The organism is Chitinophaga flava (genome assembly GCF_003308995.1).
GTDB lineage: Bacteria > Bacteroidota > Bacteroidia > Chitinophagales > Chitinophagaceae > Chitinophaga > Chitinophaga flava.
Genome location: NZ_QFFJ01000002.1, coordinates 413,337 through 431,750 on the forward strand (window position 1 = coordinate 413,337; position 18,414 = coordinate 431,750).

At 46.3% G+C, this 18,414-nt stretch carries 10 protein-coding genes and 1 tRNA gene; 8 read left to right on the forward strand and 3 right to left on the reverse strand.

The window, feature by feature from the left end:
* Positions 1-41: 41 nt before the first annotated feature.
* From DF182_RS18085 to DF182_RS18100, 4 genes are all read left to right on the forward strand, one after another.
* Complete coding sequence (locus DF182_RS18085; protein ID WP_113617236.1) at positions 42-2,417, forward strand: ABC transporter permease; 2,376 nt, start codon at positions 42-44, stop codon at positions 2,415-2,417.
* Between the two features lie 52 nt (positions 2,418-2,469).
* Positions 2,470-2,540 (forward strand) — tRNA-Gln (locus DF182_RS18090).
* Between the two features lie 299 nt (positions 2,541-2,839).
* Positions 2,840-3,163 (forward strand): sugar phosphate isomerase/epimerase family protein, encoded by a 324-nt coding sequence (locus DF182_RS18095; RefSeq protein WP_113617237.1) that lies wholly within the window; start codon positions 2,840-2,842, stop codon positions 3,161-3,163.
* Between the two features lie 449 nt (positions 3,164-3,612).
* The gene (locus DF182_RS18100) at positions 3,613-4,608 is read left to right on the forward strand and encodes a terpene synthase family protein (RefSeq protein ID WP_113617238.1); all 996 of its coding nucleotides are present in this window, start codon (positions 3,613-3,615) and stop codon (positions 4,606-4,608) included.
* On the opposite strand, the gene DF182_RS18105 is transcribed toward DF182_RS18100, so the two are convergent.
* Entirely contained in the window at positions 4,598-6,358 is a 1,761-nt protein-coding gene (locus DF182_RS18105; RefSeq protein ID WP_113617239.1) for a hybrid sensor histidine kinase/response regulator, read from the reverse strand. The two genes, DF182_RS18100 and DF182_RS18105, sit on opposite strands and share 11 nt — an antisense overlap.
* A 143-nt stretch (positions 6,359-6,501) precedes the next feature.
* On the opposite strand from DF182_RS18105, the gene DF182_RS18110 reads away from it, so the two are divergent.
* From DF182_RS18110 to gap, 4 genes are all read left to right on the forward strand, one after another.
* The gene (locus tag DF182_RS18110) at positions 6,502-7,839 is read left to right on the forward strand and encodes an SWIM zinc finger family protein (protein WP_113617240.1); all 1,338 of its coding nucleotides are present in this window, start codon (positions 6,502-6,504) and stop codon (positions 7,837-7,839) included.
* Between the two features lie 24 nt (positions 7,840-7,863).
* Positions 7,864-10,716 (forward strand): DUF6493 family protein, encoded by a 2,853-nt coding sequence (locus tag DF182_RS18115; RefSeq protein ID WP_113617241.1) that lies wholly within the window; start codon positions 7,864-7,866, stop codon positions 10,714-10,716.
* Between the two features lie 48 nt (positions 10,717-10,764).
* Positions 10,765-11,763: a GlxA family transcriptional regulator gene (locus tag DF182_RS18120; RefSeq protein WP_113617242.1), complete on the forward strand. Its 999-nt coding sequence runs from the start codon at positions 10,765-10,767 to the stop codon at positions 11,761-11,763.
* An 87-nt stretch (positions 11,764-11,850) separates the two neighbouring features.
* Positions 11,851-12,855 carry a type I glyceraldehyde-3-phosphate dehydrogenase gene (gene gap, locus DF182_RS18125; protein ID WP_113617243.1) on the forward strand — a complete coding sequence of 335 codons (1,005 nt, stop codon included), beginning with the start codon at positions 11,851-11,853 and terminating at the stop codon, positions 12,853-12,855.
* A 138-nt stretch (positions 12,856-12,993) separates the two neighbouring features.
* On the opposite strand, the gene DF182_RS18130 is transcribed toward gap, so the two are convergent.
* Both DF182_RS18130 and DF182_RS18135 read right to left on the reverse strand, forming a co-directional pair.
* Complete coding sequence (locus tag DF182_RS18130) at positions 12,994-14,733, reverse strand: SusD/RagB family nutrient-binding outer membrane lipoprotein (RefSeq protein WP_113617244.1); 1,740 nt, start codon at positions 14,731-14,733, stop codon at positions 12,994-12,996.
* 17 nt (positions 14,734-14,750) lie between these two features.
* Positions 14,751-18,305 (reverse strand): SusC/RagA family TonB-linked outer membrane protein, encoded by a 3,555-nt coding sequence (locus tag DF182_RS18135; protein ID WP_161964177.1) that lies wholly within the window; start codon positions 18,303-18,305, stop codon positions 14,751-14,753.
* Positions 18,306-18,414: the final 109 nt, after the last annotated feature.

The following is an 18,414-nucleotide window of genomic DNA, read 5'->3' on the forward strand; positions in this document are numbered from 1 at the left end:
TTTATTGGTGCCCCGGATGTATCTTTCAAAAAACATCCGGAATGCTTCGTAATTATCTGAAAACCACTTGGCGTAATCTTGTTAACAATAAAGTATACAGTGCGCTTAACATCCTGGGACTTGGTACCGGCATGGCAGTGGCCTTGCTGATCACCTTGTGGGTAGTGAATGAATATTCCTATGACCGGTTTTTACCGGGGCATGAACAGCTGTACCAGGTTATGAAAAACAACCCCGATAACAACGGGGGACTCAGAACAGTGGGAACTGTATCTATGCCACTGGCAGAAGCGTTACGGAAAGATATTCCCGGTATCCGGTATGTGTCTGTCACAGACTGGCCTTACAATCATGGTCTGATTGCCGGCGATAAAAAACTATATCTTCAGGGTAGCGGAGTGAGTGAAGATTATCTGCGTATGTTCCGCTTTACCATGCTGGAAGGTGATCCCAATACTGCTTTACAGGAGCCCTATTCAATAGTGTTATGTGCATCCACGGCCCAGACATTGTTTGGAACTGCTGATGCCATGAATAAAACTGTCCGCATCGATAATCAGCATGATCTGAAAGTAACCGGTATCATTCAGGACGTACCAGCCAACTCTACTCTACAGTTTAAATATCTGATACCTTATAATTATCTGATACAAACACAGCCCTGGATGCAAGCTGCGCGTAATGATTGGGGTGATAACGGTTCCCAGGCCTTTGTAGCTCTGGAGCCGGGAGTATCCTTTGCAGCGGTGTCGGCACAGATAAAAAATATTATCCATCGTTATAATGCACAGAGGAGTGAAGAGATTTTTCTGCATCCGATGGACAGATGGCGCTTGTACAGCAATTTCGAGAACGGGAAGGAGAGTGGCGGTTTTATCACTTATGTCCGGATGTTTACGCTGATTGGGGTATTGGTATTATTGATTGCCTGTATCAATTTCATCAACCTGTCTACTGCCCGTTCTGAGCGGCGGGCCAGGGAAGTGGGGGTACGCAAGGCTATTGGTTCTGGGCGGCGTGACCTGATAATACAGTTTTTGCTGGAGTCGTTGATGATCACTTGTCTGGCGGCGGTATTGAGCGTTGGAATAGTGCAGCTGGTGCTGCCGGCGTTTAACCAGGTGGTGGCCAGTGAGCTGCATATACCTTATGATCAGCCGTTGGCATGGGGCGTGTTGTCCTTGTTTATTCTGGTTACCGCAGGACTGGCGGGAAGCAGGCCGGCTTTTTATCTTTCTTCCTTTGAGCCGGTGAAAGTGCTGAAGGGTGGCCATCAGGCTGGCAAGGCGGCGGTGCTTCCCCGCAAAGTACTGGTGGTAGCACAGTTTGCAGCATCTGTGGCGCTGATCATCAGCACTATTATTATCTATCAGCAGATTCAATATGCCAAAAAAAGGCCGGTGGGTTATAGCACTTCCAGGTTGTTATACACCTTTATGAGTGAAGATATGAAGCGTAGCTACGATGCGCTACGTCAGGAATTGTTGCAGAGTGGTATGGTGGAAAGTGTAGTGAAAGCTTCCAATCCGATAACATCCATCTGGTCGCGTACAGTACTGGAGCAGTGGAAAGGCCGTCAGGGAGATCAGCCACTGGTTGTTTCACAAATTGATGTATCATCAGGCTATTTCAACGCGATGGGCATGCAGGTGAAGGAAGGGCGCGACTTTCATGAGTTGCGGGCGGCAGACTCAGGTTATGTGATTGTTAATGAAGCAGCCGTAAAACGTATGGGACTTACCGCTCCGGTAGCCGGACAGCAGATCAGCTGGAGAGGCGGGGATCGTGTAGTCATTGCCGGGGTAGTAAAGGACGCCGTGATGGAATCACCTTTCAAACCAGTAGAACCAGCGGTGTTCACCCATGATGACCAGGATGCTACCACTTTGTTATTCCGTTTGTCTGATAAGGTAGATATGCATACCGCCCTTAAGAAGATCACTCCTATCTTCAATAAACATAATCCAGGTTATGCCTTTGACTATGTTTTCGCAGCCGATAGTTATGATAAAAAGTTTAATCTGGAGACGCTGGCGGGCAAGCTGGCCGCTGTTTTTGCCGTGTTGGCTGTTTTTATCTCCTGTCTGGGACTCTTTGGTCTGGCTGCCTATATGGCTGCACAACGAACCCGGGAGATCGCTATCCGCAAAGTGATGGGGGCATCCGTAGCGCAATTGTGGTTGTTGTTATCAAAAGATTTTATGGCACTGGTATTTATTGGTTGCTGTATTGCCGTGCCAGTGGCCTTTTACAGTCTGCAGCACTGGCTGGATAAATACGCCTACCATGTCAGTATTGGTCCGGGCGTATTTATAGTAGCGGCAGCCGGTGCGTTGCTGATCACCATCTGTACTATCAGCTACCAGGCTATCAGGGCGGCACTGGTGAATCCGATGCGTAGTCTGAAAGCAGAATAAGTAAATTTGTTTTTATTAAAAAAAGGGCTACATTTGCGTCCCGTAAAAACGGTGCCTAATAGTATAATGGTAGTACGACAGATTTTGGTTCTGTTTGTCTAGGTTCGAATCCTGGTTGGGCAACATAAAAGGAAAAGCGCTGCAGTATTATACTGCGGCGTTTTTTGTTATTACCCATATCTTCTTTAAAAAAATCAATCCAAGGGTTCAGCATTAAAAGAATTGTTGGTTATTTTTATTCCCTATCGATATCAATCCCCTTAATATTCCCGTTATGAAAATCAGTAACTCCAGTAACTTGAAGTCCCTTCATCGCTGTGATTTTATCAAACAGACAGCTTTATTTACCTCTTCGGCATTTTTATCATAACCATGATTATGAATTTACAGATCAGCAGGGTCAGATAGGGTATGATATTATTATGAAGGAGACAGATCCTGCATTAGTCAAGTTACAGATAGATCTTTTCTGGGTGGCACATTCATCGAAACGTAGTCCACATGAGTTATTCCAGTTACAGCCCGGTCGTTTTGTGATGTGGCATATAAAAGATATGGACCGCGATAAAAAATATACTGAACTGGGGCATGGAACAATAGATTACACGAAGATTATGCCCGATATGTCGCTGGGAGGAATGCAATACTATTTTGTGGAACAGGGAGATTATTTTAAAACGAGCCCTTTTCAAAGTATTACAGACAGCGCTGCTTATGTGAAGAAGAAACTAAATAAATGGGTTTAATCTAGTTTACCACCGCAACCTGCGGTGGTATTTTTTTATAGGTTGATTTATGGCTTCTAATCAAGGATGTTTTTTGAAAATCGTTAGGACCTATTAGGCTTTTTATTGAGATTTTATATCTAGTTTACTGCCCCGATTACCAGGAGCTGTCAGAAGGGGGATTATTCCCCTATTTTTCCGCGGGAACCAGCCTACATTTGATTATCCATGATTGTTATCTGCGCATCTTGCCATCTGCCTAATTCTTACTTCCGAGCTTACTTCCGGTGAAATCCCCTGATGGCAGCCACGATATTGGGGGAATACGTATTTATATCAAGAGTTTGTCCAAAATAGCTATTTTCTGCAAAAATATAACTGGAGATCCGGAATGCCTGGCCACAGATTGTATTTGAATGTTATGCCACTTACCAGCAATGCAATTATTTAATCATTAAACACTTACCCAAATGGAACAAACATTTGATGTTACTGCTTTGCAGTACCCCTTTCCCTGTGCAACCAATCCCCATGCAGCAGAAGTAGAAAGTAAAATAGGAGGATGGATAAAAGCTCACTATGATTTTCTTCCGGAAAAAGTAAAGAAGAAATACATGCATACCGGCGTAGGTCTGGCGGCCGGGTGTATGTTTCCGAGAGCAGATATTCACCAATTGACCGCTATTTGTCGGTTTTATCTATGGGCCTTTATTGTTGATGACAGCTTTGAGTATGCCTCTGTAGAGGAGATTCACCGTATTCAGGATAAATCGATGCCCGTATTGAAAGGGCATGATGTGCTTCCTGATTCGGCCTTGAATCATCAGTTGCTGATATTAAGAAGAGAACTCATGATGTTTGCATCAGAATCCTGGATGAACAGATTTTGCAGAAACCTGGAGTTTTATTTTGAAGGAGTAGTTATGGAGATACCTTACCGTAAAGATTTATGTTTCCCTTCTTTTGAAACTTTTTATGATATCCGGGAGCGCTCTGTGAATGTACATCCACTGGTAAATCTAGCAGAAGCTATTACCGGGATTTCACTACCGGATAATATTGCCTATCATCCGGTAATGCAGGAGATTGCTCAGTTGACTTGTCGTATTCTTGCGTGTTGTAATGACTTGCTGAGTGCTTTCCTGGAAAAGGGGCATGACGTTTTGAATCTGGTGTTAATGCTGGAACATAATAAAAAATGTAGCCTGAAGGAAGCATACCATGAAGCATTACAGATCCATGATAAAGATGTAACGCGGATGTGGGAGCTCAAGAATAATCTCCCTGATTTTGGTATTTATACAGAAACTGTAAATGCCTATATCGAGAATCTGGAGTTGATGATACGTGGGCACCTATATTGGACGCAGCTTTATACAGAACGCTACAAATCCAATAACGGACATCCTTCCGGAGAACTCAAGGCTGATCAGCTTAAAGTAGATCAACTTAAAATTACTGTATAACACGACTGAGGGTTTGGTGCAGTACCTGGAACTCGATTGGTTTGGCGACAAATTCGGTTGCACCCGCATTCATCATTTCATGTCGTGATTCAGCAAAGCTGTCTGCGGTAGTGATAATAACCGGAATATGCCTCAGGTTTATATCCTGACGGATATTTTTGAGTGTTTCCCGACCATCCATAACAGGCATCTGGGTATCCAGCACAATAAAGTCCGGCCTTTCACTCCTGGCCTTTGTTAACCCTTCTTTACCGTTAACGGCTTCAACCAGCTGACACCCTGCAGCTTTAAAATAACGGTACAGTATCATCCGCGACATAGTATCATCATCAATGAGCAATACCTTTTTATTAATTAAGTTACATAGTTCGTTTTCTGGTTGGGGGGTGTGCTCTAATGAAATATTTTCCAGCATTTCAATGAAACGGATAGTAAAAGTAGTCCCTTCTCCTTCCTTACTTTCCAGCTCAAGTGTTCCGTTCAGTAATAATACCATCTGACGTGCGATATACAAGCCAAGCCCTGTACCTTCTATAAATCCATTGCCATTGGTCACAAAGGGATCAAAAATAATCTCTTGTTGTGATTTGCTGATGCCAATACCCTGATCTTTAATTTTGATAAAGAAATCATTTATCTGCCTGTATACAGATATTTTTACTTCTCCATTTTTAGGTGAGAATTTAATTGCATTGGATAAAATATTGGTAACAATCTGAGTCAATTTTATCTTGTCAGTATTTACTTTCCCAGATAAGCAATCATCTTCCACCTGTAGTATCAGATCTACTTTCTGAGATTGGGCCAGATACCGATGCATCTGGACAAGCTCACTAATCCAGGTGTTCACGGGAAAAATGACTTTATGCACATTTTCTTTGATGCCGGATTCAATTCTACTAAGCTCCAGTACATTATTAACAATATTTTTTGCAAAAATGCTGGATGAGTTCAGATGGGTAACAAGCTCCATGATTTCACCCAATTCCTGGTTGGTTGCTGCCTGCGAGGCTACTTTGGTTTCCAGTAACTGGCCAATTCCCAGAATGGCATTTAGAGGAGTCCTGATTTCATGATTTGTTTCCCGTAGATAAATCCTTTTTGATTGATTGGCTTGTTTTAGCTGCAGAACTGTATCTTCCAGTGATTGTGAGTAGTTTTTTAATTTATTGTACCATGCTCTTCTGTCTCTAACATAAAAAACAATAATGATAGCAATAAAAGAAAGGAAACATGCCAATGCAACCCACCTGAAAATAAACTGGTTTCGCATAGATAACTCATAGGGAGGAAAAACCTGGAAGTAAAAATTTAATTCCATCGCTATGATTGTTAATACAGTTGCCGTAAATCCTACTATCTGAAGCAATTTGCTGGAGTATAAGAAAAGTGTCAGGCAGAAAAGAAAAACACAAATTAACGTTAGGTTGATGACCTGTCCCAGAATTATATCGAAGTATAAAGTAGTGAGGCAATAAAGTACAAGCATACTAATACTGGCCGCTTTATACCGGCGTTTGCTGTTGAAATAAATAATACTCAAAAAGCAGATTCCTTCAAGGTTAGCTGGAATCAAAATCCCTAGAAGATCGGTAAAGAGGTAAAATATAGTTCCTATGCTTATAGCAAGTGAACCGGTCAGAAGACTAAGTGTATTGATAATGCGCACTTTTTTGTGTTCTTCTTCTGACAAACCTGCCGTACCCGCCTGGGTGAGCGATTTAATACTTTTCAGTAACGCCTGGAACATAATTGTAGGTTTTCTCGAAAATCAATATACAGTTGTAGCCTTATTTTGAGGTTGAGGTGTGTTTCCACATGCTAATTTATTCATAAAATAGGAGAGTTGGCAATTAATTGTAATTTAGTTGCTTATAGTTAACTAGTGATGCCATGTCCGACGTGATTACGTACCGTTACCCAGTCCCTTCTGTACTCCATACCGGCGCTGCCCCCGGACTTTTCCTGGCAGGATATAGTGAAATTGAAAAAACGACTGCGCCTTCGTTTTTCCAGGGAACCCTTGAACAGCCTTATATTACAGCGTGTTGCCTGATAACGTTGGCCAATGTGGTACGATCCGGTTTTACGCTGACACCTGCGCAGGCGGCCTTCACCAAAGATCCGATTGTGACAGCGGGAGCCAGCAAACTACGGTTTGAAGGTTTCTCCCAGTGTGCGGGCGTATATGGTCGGGTGGATGTGCTGCCGGGTGGCCATAATGGCTCCTTTCCGGCCAACGGTACTGTGAATGTGGATTTTAACCAGCCGATGATCAACGCACTGGGAGCTATTGGTCGTAATGATACTATGCAGCTCACAGTAGGTGCCCGGGAAATCAGCCTGCAGGACCAGGAAGGAGGGATGGTCACCGAAAAGAAAGTACCCCTGCCTATAAAATGGATCAAAGGACTGACTACTGTGCAACTCTTCCTGGCAGCATCCGACCTGCGATATACCTTCAATAAAGTACAGCTGCGGCAGCTGTTTCAGGGACTGCCCAACGGCACTGTGAAAGCGGATTATTACCTGATGGTACGTAATAATAAACCTGTGCTCTCTCCTGTAAAAAATGCGCAGGCCATCTGTATCGGAGGTGTACACCGGCTTCGGTTACTGGAGCCATTGTTGCCGCTGGCAGATGAGTTGCAGGTATTTGCTCATCCTGATATGCAAAGTACCACCTGGCAGCTTGTTTTCGGAAATGTCCGGTTTAGTCTGAGCCTGTCGCGCGAAGCCTGGCGTGGTTTTTCAGGTGAAGGTGCCGCATTGGACGCTTTGATTGCGGATGTGCCGGACCACCTGATTGCCGCACTGGATAAATATGGTTATGCTAATCAGGAGTTTAATGCTACGCTACTGGCGATAAAGGAACAGGTCAGCTTTGAGCAGATAGACCAGCTGACGGCCCGATTGGCCGCTATGGGCCTGTTGGGATATGATCCCGACAACAACCTTTATTTCTATCGCCGGCTGCCATTTAAACTCAACAGGATACTCAGTCTCAATCCCCGCATGAAAGAGGCTGAGCAGTTGCTGGCAGAAGATAAAGTAGCGATCATCTCTCAACAGCATGATAAAGTGGAAGCACGGGTTGCCGGCTCCGGTGTCACACATACGGTAACAGTGGATGGAGACAACGCCCGCTGCACCTGTACCTGGTTTGCCCGCCACCAGGGAGAACGTGGCCCCTGTAAACATATTCTCGCTGTACGTAAAAAAGCCAATTGATCATTAACCCAAATAAGTATTGTCATGACACACCAGGAAGAACTGGAGCAGCTTTTGATCATGGAAAGGGAACAGGATATAGTACCTTTTCTGCAGAAATTATCACAGGAAGAAAGGACGAAGTTAAAACCTGCCTTATCCAAACTAGTGACCTTTTACACAGAAATAGTTCCAATAGCCAACAATAGCTGGCATACCAGAATAACCTCACGTCAGTCTGCCATGCTAACTATCGCGACTTTCGTTTGTTATGATAAAAAAGCTTTCCAGGCAACTTCTTTTCACTTTACACTTTTCCGGGAAAACCTGCTGGAAAAAATAGTTTCCTGGTATGTGCCCGACTGGTTCAATGAATGGATGCAGGAAATGGCTGAAAAAGAAATACTGCCGGGAAATGTAAAATATACCGCACTGATGGAACTGCATGCTGGCGGGTTTCTGACGCTGACGGCCCCGCTGATCACCAGCAGACTGCCTGCAGCCATCTTTGTGAATGAAGGTAAAGGAACACATTACAGCCCCGACGTATTGTTACAATATCCGGAAACGATGTCCGAACATTTCTGGTATCTCTTTGAATACCCATCCAATATACATTTCAGCGATCGGTGGCAAAATGTTGCCAATAAAAAGAGTATAACAGAAGAGCCTAACTGGAAAGGTCTTATCCTACGGTATACCAGTGATGGAACAATCAACCGAATGCGTGTGCTGGCGGAATGCCTGAACACCGCCAACAGAGGCTTCAATAAGTTGCTGACAGGATGGTTTCTGGATCTGTTGATATCCCTGAAACCCACGCAGGAAGAACTACTACAGTTACAGCCGCAGTTACTCCTGGCCCTGGACTCGCCTCAAAGCAAGGCGGTGACCACAGCCCTGAGCTATCTCAAAATATTATCTGCTGAAAAAAAATTCGATCATCAGTCCTTCTTTGATCATCTTCCGCAAGTGATTGCTATGGATAAAAAATCCATGCTTGTTACCACTATCCAGATATTGGAAAAAGCCGGTAAACAACATCCGGAGATAAAGCAGCGGGCCTGTATAGAGCTTTGCCAGGCTTTTCTTTCCAAAGAAGAAGATACGCAGGCCAAAGCCGCCAAACTGATATTGCAATGGGGTGATAAAACATCTGCCGTTTTAAAAGAGCAGCTGGGCCAATACAGCAGCAGTATGCTGACAAGCACCCGCAACTCCCTGCAGGACTTTATGGACAGTGATATGCAGATAGATACCATTGCCGCAGAAGTGATAACGGAACAATTACCACTTATAGGAGAACATAACCGCATCGGAACAGAAGACCTGGTATTCTTTGCCAGTCAGGCTTTTGAGAATAATGCCCCTCATCATATCGATCTGTTGCCGGCCATGTTGTTGTCTGCACAGGGAACGATCACCACAGACCTGTTGCTGCAGCTGGAACCGGCTTTTCAACGGGCTGCGGTTGTTTTTAAACGTCCGCCGGGTACTGCCGGTCTGCTGGACGTAACCATGTCGCTCTTTTTCCTTAACTACGGCAAATGCATGGCCGATACTAACGCAGACTATACCGCACGGCTAAACGAAGTTAAACAATCACAGCACTGGTGGCGTATGCGTCATGAACTGCCTGAGCTGGCAGACTGGAAAACTTCCCGTACAGAGAACGGCATTTATATACCCCACCGGAAATTGCTGGTGCTGGCACTGGACAAAATAAAGCGGGGAGATACTTTGCCTTTGTTGTCTACCCCTACGCATCAACCGGCATGGATAGATCCGGTAATACTGGTGCAGCGGCTGCAGCAATACCAGCAGCAACAGGCAGCGCCTGATATACTGGACCTGCAGGTAGCTATTTCCCGTTGTGCTTTACAGGATACCAGCGAAGCGCTAACCCTTGTAAAACAGCTGCCGGAAGATGAATATAAACGGCTGCTGCTGTTTTTACTGGATGCGGAAGCTTTGCCTCAAGGGCCGTTTACCCTGGAAGCGGCATGGATGCAGGTCGGTCTTGTGAAAGCGCCGGAAACCATTTATGATGCCTTTGCCGGTTTTTCGTATAACCGCTTGCCGAGAGAGATACTGACAGGCTGCTTTAAATGGGAGACGGCGAAAAAGCCTTACAAGGCGTACGGAAGATATAACCCCGAAACCCGCGATTATGACCGCTATTGGGCAGAAGAAACCGTGATGGAAATTACTTTTCCTGAAGCTGAAATACTGAATGGGCCCTCGCCACTGTTGCAGGAATATCTGAACGGTGTAGGTAAATATATGTCTGTTTCCATTACTGATGTGGCCCGTATTTTACTCCTGGTACCGCATCATCCGGATGTATTCCTTGCCCGTATTATGGCATCCTGTCAACGTTCTTCCGGTTACTATGAGGTACAGGAAACCGGTATGGTGATGCAGGGCATTCAGATGTTGCATGAACTGGATATTCCTGTGTCTGATATGATGTATCTGTTTGTTGCCCTTAGTATACTGCATGGTGACAAGACGGTACGTAACTACTCCGCCGAATACTGGAACAGCCGTATCTCCGGCCGGATCAGCAGTCAGCGCCTGGGACAGACAATAGGCTTGCAGCAACGGGTGGCGTGGGCGCCAATGAAGCGGTTGACTGACCTGCTCAGTGCTAATATGCAGATCAGCCGGCAGCATAACGAAGCAATGGAAGTACTGCTGACAGCCTGTCTGGAGTGTTTTGAAGAAACGCCGGTAAAAGACCTGAAGAAACTGCTGGAAGTGTATAACGAAGTGCTGGCTTTGAACGGCAGTAATATCAGTAGCCCGGTGATTGCTCAGCTGCTGGCCACATGGCAGGGCAACGCCACGCTGAAGAAGACTGCCAAACAACTGCAGCAGCTGGTTACAAAGGAATAGACCATTTTTTCTGTGTAATTTTAGAGAAGAAATACCAGACCTGATCTCATGTCTCATGCCAAGAAGCTGATAGTAATTATACCGATGGAGGGTACCTCCCTGCTGGATGTTGCGGGGCCCTGTGATGTGTTTTCACAGGCCAGCAAGATACTTCAGTCTGATCCCCTGCACGAAGATGAAGGGTATGAAATACTGTTGGCCTCGGCGGCAGATAGCGGTCATCTGAAAACAGGGAGTGGTGTGGAGCTGGTATGTCCGGTAGCAGCCACCGATCTGGACCGTCCGATTGATACTTTGCTGATTGCCGGCCTTGGGAAGGAATTCCTGGAGAACAGTCATCACGATTTTTACAAATGGTTACATAAGATATATCCCGGCCTGCGTCGTATAGGCTCTGTATGCATCGGAGCCTATGCGCTGGCAAGGGCAGGGATTCTGGACGGCCGGCGTGCCACCACCCACTGGCAGTACAGCCAGGATTTCCAGGAACAACACCCTGCTGTAAAGGTAGATACCAACCCTTTTTATACCTGTGACGGGAACGTATATACGTCGGGCGGACTTGCCTCTGGTATAGATCTGGCACTGGCACTGCTGGAAGAAGATTATGGCCGGGAAATGGCTGCGCTGGTAGCAAAAAAAATGGTCATCTACCTGAAAAGACCCGGCTACCAGTCACAATTTGGTGAGCTGCTGGACAATCATCAGCTGGCTCATACCATGGCCGGCAGGCTGCGTCCCTGGATGCTGCAGGAGCTGAACCAAGACCTGAGCGTGGAACGCCTGGCCGAACATATGAATATGAGTCCCCGCAATTTTGCCCGCGTTTTCCTGCGGGAAAGCGGTCTTACCCCCGCCAAATATGTGGAAAAACTGCGGGTGGAAACAGCCCGTAAATTCCTTGAAGAAAGCGACTTCAGTATGGAACAGATCGCAGAAAAATGTGGCCTCGGCGGCATGGTGTCCATGCGACGGGTATTTCTCAGACATCTCTCCGTTTCCCCCAGCGATTATCGCCGCACTTTCCGTACTGCCCTGCATACTTAATGCTTGGCAGAAATTGTATATTTTTCGTCATTTGAGACAAGAAGTTGCCAGGGTACTTTTGTAGTGTAACCAAAATTGTTCAAAACGATGAAAATAGCTATCAACGGATTTGGCCGTATCGGAAGGATGACGTTACGGGCATTGCAACATAAAAACGCAGAAGTAGTGGCCATCAATGACCTCATGTCTGCTGATATCCTGGCCCACCTTTTCAAATATGATACAGCACATGGTAAATACCCCGGTACCGTTACACATACAAACACCCACCTGATCGTTGACGGAAAAGAGATCCTGCTTACCAATGAAAAAGATCCTGCCAACCTGCCCTGGAAACAGCTGGATGTAGACATAGTTATTGAATCTACCGGCAGGTTCACCCATCGTGACCAGGCCCAGGCCCATATCCGTGCCGGTGCCCGTAAAGTGCTGATCACCGCACCCGCTTCCGGAGGCGTAAAAACTATTGTACAGGGCGTAAATGATAATATCATCACCGCGGAAGATGAAATATTATCTACTGCTTCCTGTACTACCAACTGCATTGCTGTGCCATTATTTCTGCTCGATAAAGAACTGGGTATTGAATCCGGTTTCATGAGCACTGTACATGCTTTCACGATGGACCAAATGCTGCAGGACGGACCACATAAAGATTTCAGAAGGGCAAGAGCGGCCACCCAGTCTATCATCCCTACCACCACCGGCGCAGCCAAAGCCATCGGGGATGTGTTACCTGATCTCAAAGGAAAGCTGGACGGCGTTTCCTACCGTGTACCTGTGATAGATGCCTCTATTGCAGAGCTTACCCTCACCGTGAAAAAAACTACTACAGCAGCAGCTGTCAATGAATTGCTGAAACAGGCCGCAGCCAACGATCTGAAAGGCATACTGGAATATACCGAAGAACCTTTTGTTTCAGCAGATTTATTAGGCAATACACATTCCTCCATCATAGATGGTACATTGACCAGAGTAATTGGTAACCTTGTGAAAGTGGTAGCCTGGTATGATAATGAAGTGGGTATATCTAATAGAATAGCAACTATGATGGCTATGATGAAAACTGATGCTCCTGATTTAGGTAGATAAGAGCGGATTGATAATATTTTTGATAAAATAAAAACACCCATTGATTTTGATATCAATGGGTGTTTTATTTGTTGCATTATTCTTTTATTCAATCTTCCAACATCAGGAGCATCAGAAAAATCAGATGCATCACAGTTGTTATTGATAATTATAGTTATCCCAGTAAGGCAATACCCCTCTTTTATCCGCTGGTACCCAGAAGATAGGTGAGGTGGTATTGTTCTCTCCGGCTACTTTGGAGAAGTTGTCCGGATTGTTGGTGAGTTCTATAGTAGGGTAGTGTACTCTTTCCGGCATGGGTTTCCATACGGAGCTATGCCAGGTGAATGGCTCGAGTTTGGGGTGACGGGTTCTTCTCAGTTCGGCCCACAGTTCGTATGGTTGCAACAGATTGAGGTGGATGTATTTCTGCTGCATGAGTATTTCCATTTTATCATCCAGTGTGGCCGCAGCTGTGAACTGTGCTTTGATCTTTTCTCCCCATGCGTCGATAACAGCGCCTGTTGGCCTGTTGGGATACAGGAGAGAATCGATAGTACCTCTTTCGTAGGTGCTGAGCTGGTTGATAGTATACCAGAAATTGATGGAGTGCACAACTTCATCTTTGATATGTTCTTCCGCAACTTTGCCGGTATTTCCCAGATTTTTTAATGCGATCTCAGCGAGCAGGAGGTCTACTTCACCCTGTGAAACCATGTACACCGGCATGTTTTCATTGCGGTGGAAAGTAGCATGGTTGTAAGTGGATTTAGTATTCCGTTCAAGGCTGAGTTTAATATTATCTGCATACGCATAATACTTCTGGCCGCTGTTGTAAAGTGCGGTCTGTTCTTCTATATTGGCAGAAACACCGCGATAGTCTTTGAATTTGGTAGGCATGGCCAGTACGGGCAGGCGTGGATCATCGATGCCTGGCTGATAGGTGGAGTCACCGTAGTTCAGCCGCTTCATGATGATGTTGGGGATGAAGGAGGCATAAGTGTTTTCATAAAGTCCACGCTGCCAGGTGCCACCACCCAATACATCTATCTTGTACCACATTGCCCAGTTCAGATCTGCGGCAGGCAAGGGTTTGCCCAGTGCTTCCTGGATCAGTGGTTTAGCAAAAGTTTCGTCTACACCAGCCATGCGCACCAGCAGTTTCAGGCGGGTGAAGTTGATAAAGGCGATCCATTTGTTGATATCACCTTTAAATGCATAGTCCTGCTGACGGAAAATAGTTTTTGCCGGGTCAGACATCTGGTTGAATGCATTAGGCAGATCATTTACCAGTGTTCCCAGGTCTTTGATGATAGATACGTATACCTGTTTCGCATCATCATATTTTGGGAAGAGGTGCTGTGTGCCGCCTTTTACACCCTGGAAGGCATCAAAGTAGGGAATGGAATTAAAGAAGTCCACCAGTTTGCCGCACTGATACAGCTTTACAAAAGTGGCCAGTTTAAGGTATACATCTCCATCTGCTTTCATTTGTCCGGATCTCAGTTCTACAGAGTCTTTGATCACTTCGTAGTTTTTCAGTTTGGTATAACTGTTTTCGAAGAAAGACTGTTGGGAGATCGGCGTATCATCAAAGCCGTTGCCGCTTACCAGATCGTTGTAGCTGCCAAACCAGTCGTACCGGTAAGAAATATAACGCTGAGCTACCTGTTCGTAGCCGGTGATACCGGTACCGGGGTTCATCAGGTAATACCATTCTCCGTAATCCTGTACAAAAATTTTATTGTTGGTGATCAGTTGTGTGAACAGGCCTGGGATGACATCGGTAACGTTGGCATTGAGCTTGTCCGGATCATAAAATCTGCTCTCCACATCTTTTTTGCAGGCGGTGAGACCAGTGAAGGCCATCAGTGCTATATATAAGTATGATTTTTTCATGTTTGTCCATTTAATCGTTAGAAAGCTACATTCAGCCCTAAGGAGTAGGTCCGTTGTGTGGGGTAGATGGTATTTTCCACGTAGGTATCGGCACCCAGTGCACCTTCCGGATCTATGTTAGGAATGGATTTGTAGAGGTAAAACAGGTTACGGGCAGCTGCGGTCAGAGTAAGACGTTGCAGCTTCATACGTTTTACCAGGTTGCGTGGTACTTCGTATGACAATGCTACTTCTCTCACTTTTACGTAGTTGTTTTTATACAAACGGTCTGGCGGGAAAGAGGTAGCCAGGTCGTTGGCATAGCTCATGTAGTAGGAGGAAGCATTGGTCATCTGGGTGTTGGGTACAGATTTGCCACTGGCATCCTGCATTACGCCAGGGAGAATGATACCGTCGTGATATACTTTACCGTCGCGGGAGGCAGCAGGAGCGGGATTGTTATGCTGCCAGGCTACCTGATTGCCGGAGGCATCGAGGTAATAGGCGAGGCCGCCATGCGCTTCGTCTCTGTATTGCAGGGTACTTTCCAGCTGGCCTACACCGGTAAGGCGGTTGTTGGTATAGGAGAAGATAGTACCGCCAGATTTATAGTCGAGACCTATGCGGAGGTTGAAGTTTTTGTAATTAAAATCGGAGATGATACCACCATAAAATTTAGGCATGATGTTACCAGCAGCGATTGTTTTCTGGTTGTTGAGTGAATACATACCGTTGGAGCCGACAATCTTGTTACCGGCATCGTCGCGGAGGTAGTCGTACATCATAATATCACCGTAGGGGCGTCCTTCATCTGCGTGGATAGATGCAGCGGAGCCGTTGATCAGGTTGGAGATGGGGTTGTTGACAACGCCGGGATAGAGTTTTACGACTTTAGAACCCTGGCTGGCGGCGTTGAGGGTGATATCCCATCTGTAGTTTTTACCCATGAGTGGTGTACCGGTAAGACCCAGTTCGAGGCCCCATGCCTTCACGTCGCCTACGTTTATTTTCAGCCCTGTGGAGCTGGAAGCAGGAGAGATCGGGAGGTTAAAGATCTGGTTATAACGGTGATTGCTATACGCAGAGAAGTCGATGGTCAGGCGGTTATTCCTGAAGAAGGAGTTGTTGATACCGATTTCGAATTCTCTTTTGCGCTCGGGTTTGAGGGCACCGGGAAGGATGGCTTCGGGCGGTGTGATAGAGAGCGCAGTAGTGCCGGACAGACGGGTGAAGCTGTAGAGGTTGTTGGCGAAGTAACGGTTGGTACCATTACCTACATCGGCCCATGACAGGCGCAGTGTACCGCTGTTCATGCCAGGTACGGTGAAACGTTCGGTATAGTTCCAGTTGAGGGCTACACCCGGGTAGAAATATCTGTTATTTGCCGGAGGCAGGGTAGAGTTCCAGTCCATGCGGCCCTGCATTTCCAGGGTCAGTTCACTTTTCCAGGAGATAGAGGCAGAAGCTAACCAGCTATAGAGTACGTCGTTACCTCTTCTGAAGTTTCTGATCTTATCCAGATTGGCGGCAGAAGCTGTACCGGCTTCATTGTTGAAGGAGTAGAGGTCTGCGAAGTTGAGGCCACCAACGACGTTGCTACCGATATAATCAGAGGAACGTAAGCGGTAGGCGCCACCGGTATAGGCAAAAAGGTGCAGTTGGTCTGACATGAAGGAGCGGTTGTAGTTCAACAGCGCCTGATAGGTTTGTACCGTAGCATTTTCCTTGGCTACACCAAAACCGCCACCAGCAACGCTGGGTAATACTCTGGTCACACTTTTTTCGGTGGTATAGGTGGTATTATCATAGTCCAGACCTGCCTGACCTACGAGGAAGAGGTGTTTGGTAAAGTTGAGGGTAGCTTTGACAGAGGTGATCATATGTACCTTGTCATCTTTCAGGGAGTTCTGGGAACGGTCCCAGAGGAAGCCGCCGAGGTTGGAGAAAGCGGTAGGAACGCCTGCATTGGAAAGATCGCGTTTATAACCGGTTTCGTCGGTATAGAACGGGTAGATACGGTTATAGTCGTAATCCAGCGGCAGACCCCATGCGACGGAACCATCGTTTGAACCGCGGCGGTTCATGCTGGTAATGTTGTAGATGTTGGATATAACTTCGAAGCTGGCGAGGTTGGAGGCTTTGATATTACCATTGAAGCTGAAGGTATTTCTTTTCTGCCAGGAGTTATCACCGCTGATATCCTTATAGTAGTAGTTGGTATAGGAAGCGCGGACACTGCCTTTATCGTTGCTGCCGGCGATGGCCACGTTGCCGGTGGTAGAGTGTCCGGTCTTGAAGAGAGACAGGAAGTTGTTGTTGTGCGGTGAGTTTTTAACCATCGCACTGTCATAGAACATTACATCAGCGCCGTCGAATTTAGGACCGAAGCTGAAACGTTTGTTGGGGATAGTACGGACTTGTTTACCGTTGATAGTAGCGTAGGTGGTATCATAAATATTATCACCGAGGCCATATTGGTTTTGCAGTTTCAGGTAAGATACCGGTTGTTCTGCTGTGTATTGGATAGAACCTGTCATACCCATGCCGGTGGTATTACGGCCGCTTTTGGTGGTGATGAGTACCACGCCGTTGGCAGCATCACTGCCATACAGTACGGTTGCTTTCGCGCCTTTGAGGATGACCATTGATTCGATATCGGCCGGGTTGATATCGTTGATACCGGCGCCATAGTCGAAGCCCTGGCCTGTAGTACCGCCAATGGATGTTTTACGGTCGCTGAGGATAACACCGTCTACTACGAACATCGGACGGATGTTCTGATCGGGGTTCATACTGGCGGCGCCGCGGATATTAATTTTGATACCTCCCTGCGGACCGGCGGCGCCCATGTTCACACCTACGCCGGCAGCTTTACCGTAGAGGGCGAGGAATGGGTTCATGGTAGCACCGGCTTTAGTGAGTTCTTCTCCTTTGATGGTGCTGATAGCATAGCCCAGTGTGCCTTTGGGGCGTTTGATACCGAGGGCTGTCACCACCATTTCATTGAGGCCGTTGGAAGCAGCCTGCATAATCACGGAGACAGTGTTGGAGCTACCTACAGTAACGCTGGTGGGCTGGAAGCCGATAGAGGAAAACACCAGTACCACGTTGCCTTGCGGCGCTTCGATACTGAAGCGGCCGGAGGCATCGGTAGCGCCACCGATTTTGGTGCCTTTTACCAGATAGGTAGCACCTGGCACAGGGGCGCCGGTGCTGTCTTTTACAGTACCGGTGATTTTTCGTTTATCCTGCTCCGTTATAGCGGGCAGTGAGCTGAGTTTTTCAGCTTTGTTTTCTTTTTCTTTCAATGCGATCACTTTACCGATGATCTCATAGCTGAAAGGTTGTTCTTTGAACAATACAGACAGTGCTTGTTCGAGTGAAGCATTTTCGATGTGTATATCCACCGGTCTGCTTTTTTTCAGCAACATGTCTTCATACCAGAAGTTGTACCCTGACTGTTTTCTGATGTCTTCGAAGACGCTCAGCAGCGGTGCATGTTTGCGGGAAAGTGTGATCTGCTGGGACATAGACCTGGCACTGATTTGCAAGCAGGCGACTGTCAGTAACAGTGTTACTATTTTGAGTTGCATAATCAATCTTTTTTTGATTGTCAGATGGACACCTGATTTTCGGCGGACGAGTGAGCGATCAAGAATAGTTGAGAGTAGCCCAGGCACGCGGGAGGCCTTTGCATGACAA